At 35.5% G+C, this 11,867-nt stretch carries 7 protein-coding genes; 2 read left to right on the top strand and 5 right to left on the bottom strand.

Annotation, left to right across the window (positions count from 1 at the left end):
* Positions 1 to 13 precede the first annotated feature (13 nt).
* The 5 genes from B0I10_RS12210 to porU form a co-directional block, all read right to left on the bottom strand.
* Entirely contained in the window at positions 14 to 1,660 is a 1,647-nt protein-coding gene (locus B0I10_RS12210; protein ID WP_112086789.1) for a pyruvate dehydrogenase complex dihydrolipoamide acetyltransferase, read from the bottom strand.
* 5 nt (positions 1,661 to 1,665) lie between these two features.
* The gene (gene pdhA, locus B0I10_RS12215; protein ID WP_112086790.1) at positions 1,666 to 2,664 is read right to left on the bottom strand and encodes a pyruvate dehydrogenase (acetyl-transferring) E1 component subunit alpha; all 999 of its coding nucleotides are present in this window, start codon (positions 2,662 to 2,664) and stop codon (positions 1,666 to 1,668) included.
* A 174-nt stretch (positions 2,665 to 2,838) separates the two neighbouring features.
* Positions 2,839 to 3,321, bottom strand: coding sequence for a cytidine deaminase (gene cdd, locus B0I10_RS12220; protein ID WP_112086791.1), 483 nt, complete (start codon positions 3,319 to 3,321; stop codon positions 2,839 to 2,841).
* 70 nt (positions 3,322 to 3,391) lie between these two features.
* The gene (porV, locus tag B0I10_RS12225) at positions 3,392 to 4,564 is read right to left on the bottom strand and encodes a type IX secretion system outer membrane channel protein PorV (RefSeq protein ID WP_112086792.1); all 1,173 of its coding nucleotides are present in this window, start codon (positions 4,562 to 4,564) and stop codon (positions 3,392 to 3,394) included.
* 39 nt (positions 4,565 to 4,603) lie between these two features.
* Positions 4,604 to 8,467: a type IX secretion system sortase PorU gene (gene porU / locus B0I10_RS12230; RefSeq protein ID WP_112086793.1), complete on the bottom strand. Its 3,864-nt coding sequence runs from the start codon at positions 8,465 to 8,467 to the stop codon at positions 4,604 to 4,606.
* Positions 8,468 to 8,674: 207 nt separating this feature from the next.
* On the opposite strand from porU, the gene gldJ reads away from it, so the two are divergent.
* Together gldJ and B0I10_RS12240 are read left to right on the top strand one after the other, a co-directional pair.
* A complete protein-coding gene (gene gldJ, locus B0I10_RS12235) occupies positions 8,675 to 10,390 on the top strand; it encodes a gliding motility lipoprotein GldJ (protein ID WP_112086794.1) in 1,716 nt (571 codons plus the stop codon).
* A gap of 68 nt (positions 10,391 to 10,458) precedes the next feature.
* A complete protein-coding gene (locus tag B0I10_RS12240; protein WP_112086795.1) occupies positions 10,459 to 11,742 on the top strand; it encodes a UDP-N-acetylmuramoyl-tripeptide--D-alanyl-D-alanine ligase in 1,284 nt (427 codons plus the stop codon).
* Positions 11,743 to 11,867 lie beyond the last annotated feature (125 nt).

Genomic DNA, 11,867 nt, shown 5'->3' on the forward strand with positions numbered 1-11,867 from the left:
GTTTCGGATAAATCTATGCCAACATAGTCACCGGATTTTCTAAATACGTTCGTAACGTTTGAAGGAATTGAGCTCCTGTTGCACCATCAACTGTTCTGTGATCGCAAGCTAAGGTTACTTTCATAGTATTGCCTACAACGATTTGACCATCTCTAACGACTGGCTTTTCGATGATAGCCCCAACGGAGAGAATAGCAGAGTTTGGTTGGTTTATGATTGAAGTAAATTCAGTAATTCCAAACATACCTAAATTAGAAACGGTAAATGTACTTCCTTCCATTTCGGCAGGTTGTAGTTTTTTGTTTTTAGCTCTTCCGGCTAAATCTTTCACCGCTGAACCAATTTGAGTTAAACTCATTTGATCTGTAAAATTCAATACAGGAACTACTAAACCATCTTCAACAGCTACTGCAACACCAATGTTTACATGGTGATTGATAATAGTTACATCGTCTTTCCATTGCGTGTTTACACGGGGATGTTTTTTCAACGCCATTGCACACGCTTTTACAACCATATCGTTAAACGACACTTTTGTATCGGGAACAGTATTTATAATTGCTCTGGATTTTATTGCGTCATCCATCGCTACTTCGATGGTTAAGTAATAATGTGGAGCCGTAAATTTAGATTCAGCAAGACGACGAGCAATGGTTTTACGCATTTGCGAATTTTTCACTTCTTCTGAATAGCTTTCTCCTGCCGGAACAAATGGCTGCACCGCTGCAACAGGTTGAGAAGCACTTTCCTGTTGTGTTGCTTTTTGAGGAGCGGCAGCAGCAGGTGTAAAGTTTTCTACATCACTTTTTACAATTCTACCATTTTCGCCTGAACCTTTAACTTGACTAAGGTTAATTCCTTTATCTTTTGCAATTTGTCTGGCTAATGGAGAAGCAAAAATTCTTCCCGTTGATTCGGTTGAAGTTGTTGCCTCTTCTTTATTTTCTGATAATGGTTTTGCTTCTTCAGATTTCGCTTCGGTTTTTTCAGCTTTTGGAGCTTCGCCACCTTTAGAATAATTCTCAGCAATTCCTGAAACATCTGCTCCCTCCGGACCGATGATTGCCAAAATACTATCGACCGGAGCAGACTGACCTTCTTGCACGCCAATGTATAACAAAGTTCCGGAATTGAATGATTCAAATTCCATCGTGGCTTTATCGGTTTCAATTTCAGCAAGGATATCACCTTCTTTTACAGCATCACCAATTTTTTTTAACCAAGTTGCTACTGTACCGTCCGTCATTGTATCACTCAAACGAGGCATAGTTACTACTTTCACTCCGGCAGGAATTTCTGCGGAAGCTTTTGGTTTTGCTTCTTCTTTTGAAGTTTCTTCTTTTTTTGGATCTTCAGCTTCAGTTAATTTTTCTTCAACTTTAGCAGAAGTTCCACCGCTTAACAAACCGGAAATATCTTCACCTTCTTTTCCGATAATAGCTAAAAGAGAATCAACCGGAGCTGATTCGCCTTCTTGAATTCCGATGTGTAGCAATGTTCCTGCTTCAAAAGCTTCGAATTCCATGGTTGCTTTATCAGTTTCAATTTCAGCTAAAATATCGCCTTCTTTTATAGTATCGCCAACTTTTTTAAGCCATGTTGCTACAACTCCCTCAGTCATTGTATCACTCAAACGCGGCATGTTAATAATTTTTGCCATAGTGCTTATAATTTATGGGGAATAAAAGGATAATTTTCTTGTTCATACACCACGTCATACAGTTGTTGTACTTCCGGGAATGGCGATTCGTCGGCAAATTTTTCACATTCGTCTACTAAGCTTTTCACTCGTTCGTCGATGGCTTCAATTTCTGAATCAGTAGCATAATTATTTTCTTTGATAATATCTAAAACCTGTGTAATCGGGTCAATTTTTCTATATTCTTCCACTTCGTCTTTTGTTCTATATAATTGCGCATCAGACATTGAGTGGCCTCTATAGCGGTAGGTTTTCATTTCTAAGAAAGTGGGTCCGTCTCCACGACGAGCTCTTTCGATGGCTTCGTGCATGGCTTCGGCAACTTTCACAGGATTCATTCCGTCCACCGGTCCACAAGGCATTTCATAACCTAAACCTAGTTTCCAAACGTCAGTGTGGTTTGCGGTTCTTTCCACAGAAGTTCCCATGGCATATCCATTATTTTCACAAATAAATACCACTGGAAGTTTCCATAACATCGCCATATTAAATGCTTCATGAAGTGAACCCTGACGAGCAGCACCATCACCAAAATAGGTTAATGTAACACCTCCGGTATTGAAATATTGATCGGCAAACGCCATTCCGGCACCAACAGGAATTTGAGCTCCTACGATTCCGTGACCGCCATAAAAACCGTGTTCTTTGGAAAAAATGTGCATTGAACCACCCATTCCTTTGGAAGTTCCGGTGACTTTACCATATAATTCAGCCATTACTTTTCGTGGATCAACACCCATTCCGATTGGTTGAACGTGGTTACGATAAGCTGTAATCATTTTGTCTTTTGATAAATCCATTGCATGTAATGCTCCGGCTAACACAGCTTCCTGACCATTATATAAATGTAAAAACCCTCTCACTTTTTGTTGGATGTAAACGGCAGCTAATTTGTCTTCAAATTTTCTCCAAAACTGCATGTCTTCATACCATTGCAGGTAAACTTCTTTGGTGATTTTTTTCATTTTTCTATTTCTTGAATCTTTTATGTTTGATTGTATATTTCACAAATAGGCTATGCACAAATTTGCGAGTAGCAAAAATAAGACATCCTAAGTAGATGTAAAAATTTAATCGACTTAAAATGACAAACTTTATGAAAAGTTATTTACGATAACGTTATAGTAGTAAAGTAAAATCTACAAGTGATTTTTATCAAAAACAAACGGCAATAAATTTTTCAACGAGTCTGATTTATACACTTCACCCGATTCTCCCATAAAAAATAATTCAATAGGTATGTCTTGCTTAAACTCATATTCTGCAATAGACTGACGGCAGGCACCACAAGGTGGAATTGGAGAAGTGACTGGTTTTTCATCCGCTGTAGCGGAAATAGCTAACTTTAACATTTTTGCATCCGGATAAATAGCTCCTGCCTGAAAAATAGCCACACGCTCGGCACAAAGTCCGGAGGGATAAGCGGCATTTTCCTGATTAGAACCCAAAACTATTTTCCCATTGTCCAATAAAATTGCAGCACCTACTCTAAATTTGGAATACGGAGCATAGGCTTTTTTTCTAATTTCAATAGCCATTTCCATCAGCTCTTTTATTTCTGACGGCAATTGTTCTTTGTTTTCGTAAACGGAAAATTCGGTTGTAAAAGAAAGTTTTTTCATAGTGTATAGTGGAAAAAAAATCCAAATTTCAATAGTGAAATTTGGATTTTTTTATAATTAGTATGCTAAATTAATATTCGTCATATTTATCTCCAAAATTAAATGTTAGGGAGAATCGCAATGTGTTTTCTAAAGGATTTTTAACTCTTGAAGCAGAGAATAAATAGGAAACATCTAATTTAATAACAGTGTATTTGAATCCGGCTCCAAAAGAAAAGTATTTTCTTGCGCCTTTTGTTTCGTGCTCATTAAAATAGCCTAAACGAAGAGCAAATGAATCTTGGTAATTGTATTCTGCACCCAACGCCCAAGTGAACTCTTTTAATTCCTCGCTAAAGCCATCCGGTGCATCTCCAAATGATTGAAAAATACCGGACACCCAGCCGATGCGTTGGTAATCGTTTCTAATTATAGTTTGATCTGCACTATCAATAATGCCATCACCATTAACATCTTCTAGTTTCTGTGGCGAAGGCACCAATAACTTGGTTACTTCCGCATTTAATCCGATTTTGTTGTAATCGTCAAAAATAAAATCGAAACCACCTCCTAAACGCATGTTAGCTGGCAGAAAATTTGAAGTTAAGTCCGAAACATCAGCATCATAATTAATTTTTGGCCCTAAATTCTGAAAATTGAAGCCCCCTCTCCATCTTCCGTTAAAGCTATCATAAGCTTCCTCTTCCGATTGATAATAACCAGCCACATCTACTGCAAATGAGCTTGCTGCCGAAGCATCGCCTTGCGTATCTGGAATTCGTAATTGAGAGCGTATATAGCGAGCAGCAACAGCCATTGAAAAACGTTCACTCAACTTTAAAGCATAGGAAACATCAACGGCTAATTCATTTGGACTGACAACGTTAGGAACATCATCAAAATTCTGTCTTAATTCAATATCTCCCAAGCTGAAATAACGCAAACTTCCGGCAAAAGCACTTCTTTCGTTAATACGATTATAATAATTTAATTGCCCTAGCGAAATATCATTCACTAAATCAGTCAAATAAGGCGTGTAACTCACACCGATACCAACTTTTTCAATTGCAAAAGCATATTTGGCTGGATTCCACTGTTGAGAATAAGCATCTGCCGATGTAGCAACACCAATATCGGCCATACCAGCGGCACGAGCATCGGCTGCAATTAATAAAAACGGTACTCCGGTGGTGATAACTCTATCTTGAGCGAAAATGTTTGAAAATGCAAAGAAGCAAATTAAAAATACGGTTATTTTTTTCATTATAAATTCTAGATAATAATTAACAAATATAGTGTTTTCTTAAAGTATTACAAGTTTTTCTATTTTTTCAACTTTTTTATTGGTGAGATTCGACTTGACGGTTAGTTTATACACGTAAACTCCTTTGCCTATTTTATCGCCAAAATCGTCTCTTCCATCCCAAGTAATCTCGCGAGATAAAAAGCCTTCTGTATTGATAACTTGATTGATGGTTTTTATAATTTTACCTGTAATAGTAAAAATTTGAACTTGTACATCTAACGGCTCAAACGGTCGATTGTGTGAAAACCAAAATTGTGTATAACTTACAAATGGGTTTGGATAATTTAACACATTGGTCAAACTAATTGTTTCCTCTCCAACCACAATAAACTGAATTTCTGCAGTAACCGGGTTGTTATAAACATCCCATGCTCTAAAGGTAATGGTGTGCAATCCCGGAGCCAAATCTCTAAACGGAAAACGAACCTTCCCTCTGGTGTAATCGTTTAATTCAGTTTCATAATAATCATTTAATATGTAAGGATTGTTTTCGTCTCCATCTAAAATCGCAACAATGTCATGACCAATTCCGCTAGCAGTATTAATTCCATTTTCATCTTCCAAAAAGGCTAGGAAAATCGGACTTGCATTGGTTATACCTCCCGAAATAAACGATTCATCATTCATATAGAGCCGAACACGCGGACCAATATTGTCTTCAGGAGCATTTTCATTAATTCCGCCTATTAGTATAGATGTATCAAAACCGGTCTGGTCTTGTAAAACCGGGTTGGAACTTTTGGCATAAAAGCTGATTCTACCGTTACCCACCGGAATCGAAATGTCTTTGGGTACGATAAATTCTATTTCAAATAAACCATTCGTAACGGTTGCATTTCCTCTGAAAATTGTTTCGCCCAATGTTTGAAAATTCAGCAGGATTAAGTTGTTTGAACTATCGCGAATACCATCATTACCTAACGTACTTCGACTAATGGCTTTGTCAAATATTTGAACAGCAATATCGCCATTGTAATTAGACAGCAAGGCATCGCCATTAAGATCTCTTACTTCACCGGAAAGCTTCACTTTACTCAATGCATTAAAAACTAATGTAGAAGATTCAGAAGGCACATCATTTACTTTGGTCAATACAATTTTTGGTTTTGGGATGGCTAATTTTAGAGCCGGATCTCCAATGTAAAAAACCATCAATGTTTGACTATTATAGGCGTTTTTTGCTCTTCGTAAGGCTTCGGCTATGGTTGTTTCTTCACTGGAATTTGGTCCGTAACCATATAAATAGCTAGAAAATCCCTCATTTATTTGTTGACCTGTCGTGACCCCTATTTGTCTAGTTGTTGTTATTAACGAAATCGCACCTCCTGTTGGATTCCAATAAGTAAATTCTCCCGCAGTTTGTCGAAAAGGATTGTCAAATCTAGTGAATTCACAGGTTACTGTTACAATTAGCGGATAGCGGTATTGATTATTTAAGTTTTGAGCATCTGTTTTTTCAAAAATACGTTCAGAAGCCAATTGTTCTTCTCCACCGTGACCAAAATAATTAAAAACTAAGGAACCGTTTTGAATGGCGTTCAATAACTCTTGCTTTAATTTTGGATAACGTTGCCCTCCGGCGGAAACTTCTTGAACATAAGAATCAGCATGGAATTTCAACACATTTACAAATGGTTTTTCATTGTTAATGGTGTTTCCTAAATTATCTATTCCGGTTTGGATTTGGTTTTCCCAACTTTCATCAACGTCATCAGAAACTAAAGTGAAATTATTTCTCCATCTTCCGAAAGAATTTGTATCGTGGTATTGGATTACTTTATCAACCATTTCTCTTGCCTGTTGTACAGTAGAAACTAACATTCTGCCAACTGCAACATCTAAAGCTTCAAAACCGGGAAGATTACTTTGGCTTAACATTCTACCTTCATTTGGATCCATCATACCGTAAAAGTCATCGCTCATAGTTGAGCTTAGAAGCGATACGCTATTCAAACTATGAAAAATCGGAACAATGTTAGTGTTGTTTGGAATTCTATTTTTGTAATCAAAGGAAGCATCTCCAAATAAATTAAGGTATTTTACCCTTTTGGAATCTACTGATGCATTGAAATAAACATATTTGACAAAATTACGAATGGCCCCAATATCTTGTTTTCCAGACGAGAATTCTTGGTAGATTTTGTCTAAAGTAATAACTTTTACGTTTAAATTAGAATAATTTCTGTGAAAATTAGCTAATCGTTCAGCCTCAGACGCTAAATTTGAGGGAGAAATAATGAGGTAGTCAATGTCTTGAAATAACCCTTGAGTATTGTTAAAAATTGTACCCTTAATATTTTGATTTACTACTTTTGATTGTGATTCTCTCAAAGGAATAAAAAAATCAGAGGGATCAAGTGCAATATAGTTTCGAATTTCGCCCAAGTCTACTTTAAATGTAAAAGTTGAACTCCCTTGATTATCATATTTTGAAACGTTATAAATATCTGTAATATCCCAAACTTGTTGGATTCCAGCTGCATTTGAAAGCTGAAACTCCCCAACACCTATTAAAGAAGACGCAGATTCATTCTGAAAACGAAATTGTTTTCCGTAGCCTTGAAGATTTCTTTTTGCTTTGGCAATCACATAATTTAAATAACCTCTTGCACTAGGCACACCATTATTATTGTAGGTTAACTGAACTGATATATCTTGAGAAGAAGGAATACTAAATTGTGCTGTGCCAGAAGAAAATAAAATTGAACTTGTGGTTGAAATCGGAGTAAAATTAATATTTTGTGATTGTCCACCAACATTAATTGACAGAGTAGAGCTTGACAATGAAATTGCTGCACTGTTGATCGTTAATTGAATTGTTGAATTGGGAACAACATTTGGAAAATTAAATTCTAAAGCAAGCGGTGTTTGAGAACTAAATTGTTCGCCGTACCAAGTTCTACCAATCCTACCTATATTAATGAGGTCTTTTTCATAAAATTGATAATCGTCAAAAGTTGAAAAAACGGTAGACGCGGGACCAGTTGGCGGCAAGGAGTTGGCAATTCTTTTTCCACTACCACCTTGAACAGTTACATAATAATAGGATTTGTTTTCATATAAATTGAGATGAGTAGAACTTTCCGTGTTCCAATTGTCCATTCCTTCTGCATAAAACAGAATGTAATCTTCAGGATTAAAAATACCGTCTTCTTCACCAACAAACAAAATGGCATTTTCGGCCAAATCAGAGGGGTATTCTATACTATTTAACAAAGGAATCATTCTGCCTCCATTGCCATATATTTTTACAGCCCTTGGATCAACATTTGTATTCATCCCCAACTGACTCAAAAAATTTCTAGAAATTTTATAAACACCGGACTTTTCAATATAAAACCGATACCAATCTCCTGCTGCTAAAACAGAATTTTGAATGCTACTAAAATCAAAAGTAGAATCATTTCTTTGCTGGTAATTAGCTGAATTACTGTAAGTAATAGTAAATGACTTTACTTTCTTAAAGCCATCGTTTGTTCTGATAATAGGAGAAAAAGACAACAAAACTTGTAGTATATCCCTTGCTTTTCCGTTTTTTAAGGTAAGATTAATGTTGTTCGGAATGTTTTTTAAGGATAAATCACCAAGTTCATTTTGACTAATATTTTCATACAATAAAGAAGATAGTTGAACCGAATTTTCATCTATCGGTGAAGATGTAGTAAACTTGTGATTGTAATAGATGGCTTGTTTGACATCGTCAAAAAAGAAATTTTTATGCTGAAACTGCGGTATATTCAGATGGTATGAACCTAAATTCATTAATTTACTCTCTTGCCATGTAACATCAATGTTGATAGAGTTTTGAGCATTACTAAACAAGCAGTTTAATACAAGAAATAAGAGTAAAATATTTTTCATAACAAGAAATAAACGTAACGGTTGCAAATTTATTACAAGATATTAATATTTTACAATGAATTAATTTATACTAAACAATTTTTTTTTTCGTTATAGGTTTGTTAAAAAGACAATAATTTTGTTCTTTTGACAAAAATTTTAAAAATCTGTTGTAATATAAAGGTTAATTAGTATATTGCGGCTCTAAATTTATTACCTACTTAACGTATGAAAGTAAACAAAATTATGACATTAAGATTGCTATTCGGATTGATAGTGATGTTTGGTTTTACTAGTTGTAGTAAAAATTCAAGCTCAAAAAATTCGTCAACAGCAACCGGTTGGAAAATCAACGATAAAAAAGGTGGTTTTCAGTATGCCTCAAACTTCAAAAAGCAAGAAGCTGCCCCTGGCTTAATTGCTATTGAAGGTGGAACTTTCACAATGGGAAAAGTGCAAGACGACGTTATGCATGATTGGAATAACACTCCAAATCAACAACACGTTCAATCTTTTTTCATGGATGAAAGCGAAGTTACAAACCTCATGTACATGGAATACCTTGATTGGTTAAAAAGAATTTTTGATCCAAATGACGAAAATTATACTAACATTTATAATGGTGCATTACCAGATACTTTAGTATGGAGAAATCGTCTAGGATATAATGAAACCATGACAAATAACTACCTGAGACATCCTGGCTATAAGGATTATCCAGTAGTAGGTGTAAATTGGATTCAAGCAGTTGAATTTTGTAAATGGAGAACAGACCGTGTTAACGAGGATATTCTAGAAAAAAATAAATACCTCAAAAGAGACGCTAAATTAACTGACGCAACTGCTGAAAAATCTTTTAGCACTGAAACTTACATTAACACTCCTTCACAGGCATTTGGTGGTGACGAAGAAATTGTACTAAAAGGAAAAGGTGGTCGTGCTAAAGCAACTACCGGAAGAGATGGTGATTCATCCGAAGCTAAAAATGTATATGCTACACGTTCTTCAGGTTTAATACAACCTGAATATAGACTACCTACCGAAGCTGAATGGGAATACGCTGCAGTAGCAAATGTTGGCAACAGAGAGTATAATTTATATCAAGGTCGAAAAAAATATCCTTGGAACGGCAGTTACACACGAACTGGCAAAAGAGAAGTAAAAGGTGATCAATTAGCCAATTTTAAACAAGGAAAAGGTGATTACGGTGGAATTGCAGGATGGTCAGATGACGGTGCAGACATCACACAGGTTGTAAAATCTTATCCACCAAACGATTTTGGATTATATGATATGGCTGGTAATGTTAACGAATGGGTTGCGGACGTTTACAGACCAAGAGTAGACGACGAAGCTAACGATTTCAACTACTACAGAGGTAACGTTTATATGAAAAACAAAATTGGTGAAGACGGAAAAGTTGAGCTAATCACTTCAGAAAACATCAAATATGATACTTTAGCAAATGGAAAAATCATTGCTAGAAATCTTCCTGGTCAAATTGCACAAGTTCCAGTTGATGAAAAAGAAACGTATCTAAGACAAAATTTTGACAAAAGTGATAACAGAAACTATCGTGATGGAGACAAACAATCCATCCGTTTCTACAAATCTGGTTCAGAGGAGGAAGGTGACGACAGTGTAAGTGATAAAAACAGAATGTATGACTCACCAAAACACCAAGTTTCAGTTGATAGTGCATCTTCAGAAATGGTCAGAAAATACGACAAATCATCAAAAAGAACAACGCTAATTGATGATAACGTAAGGGTCTACAAAGGTGGATCTTGGAGAGATAGAGCATACTGGCTAGATCCAGCTCAAAGAAGATTCTTCCCCCAAGATATTGCCACAGATGACATAGGATTCCGTTGTGCGATGTCTAAAGTTGGACCAAAATCAAACAAGAAAACTGCTAAAGGGAAACCAAAATCAACACGATAATTACCTTTATTGAATAATCAAAAAAGCCCTTTTTTAGGGCTTTTTATTTTTAAAATACTTTCGCTTTTATGGATATCTCACAAATTCATACATGTTTTTTAACTTGTTCTTCCATTTCAATCGACACTAGAAAGATTGAAAAAAATTCATTTTTTGTTGCTTTAAAAGGAACTCATTTTGATGCAAATACTTTTACCGAAGAAGCCCTAGAAAAGGGAGCATCCTATGTTTTAATAGATAATAAAAAATATTATAAAGATGAAAAAACAATCCTAGTTTCAAATACATTAGAAACTTTACAAGAATTAGCTAAGTACCATAGAAACTTCTTAAACTTAACCGTTATAGCTTTAACTGGAAGCAATGGAAAAACTACTACTAAAGAGTTATTTCAAGTTGTATTGTCAAAAAAATACAATACCAAAGCAACGCTTGGCAACTTAAACAATCATATTGGCGTTCCGCTAACGCTACTCTCTTTTACCAAACAAACCGAAATCGGAATTGTAGAAATGGGTGCCAATCATCAAAAAGAAATTGAATTTTTATGCCAAATTGCTCAACCCGATTATGGTTACATTACTAATTTTGGCAAAGCTCATTTAGAAGGTTTTGGCGGTGTTGAAGGCGTTATCAAAGGGAAATCCGAAATGTATAATTATCTATCGAAGCACAAAAAAAAAGTGTTTGTAAACCTGGATGATCCCATCCAATTTGCCAAGACAACTAAAATGAAACAAATCACTTTCAGCAAAAGTGATCCGGCTGCTTTTGTTTTTATTAAAAAAATAGAAGCAAAACCATTTGTAAAAGTAAACTACGATGAAATAGAAATTCAATCCAATTTAATAGGCCTTTATAACGCTACTAATATTGTTGCTGCGATTACAGTTGGAAGCTACTTTAATGTGACAAAGAATGATTGTAAGCAAGCTCTAGAAAATTATAATCCTTCTAATAATCGCTCTCAAATTATCCATAAAAATAATAACGAAATCATTCTCGATGCCTACAATGCTAATCCAAGTAGTATGGAAGTCGCGTTACAAAACTTTATTCAATTAGATAAAAATTCAAAAATTGCAGTGCTAGGTGATATGTTTGAATTGGGTGAAGATAGCCATCAAGAACACAAAAATATAGTTTACAAACTAATTTCAGAGGCAAATTTCAATTGCTATTTAATCGGAAAAGAATTTTATGCTTTCAAAGAAAATTATGAAAAAATCCATTTCTTCATGACTTTTGAAGAATTTGAGGAGTATTTAAAAAACAATCCCCTTCAAAATTCTTTCATACTTATAAAAGGTTCACGCGGAATGGCTCTAGAAAGAACGTTAAAATATATTTAAAAATAGGGCGTGCCCCTGCGACAAGCTCCGGGTCGGGCTTTTCGCTGCAAGTCCTCGTCCAAAGGTTGGTTTTTGTCGGGCTGTGCTCGGCTTCTTTGGTCGCCGGCTCAACCCGCAAAAACACA

The organism is Flavobacterium lacus, from assembly GCF_003268815.1.
GTDB classification, from domain to species: Bacteria; Bacteroidota; Bacteroidia; order Flavobacteriales; family Flavobacteriaceae; genus Flavobacterium; species Flavobacterium lacus.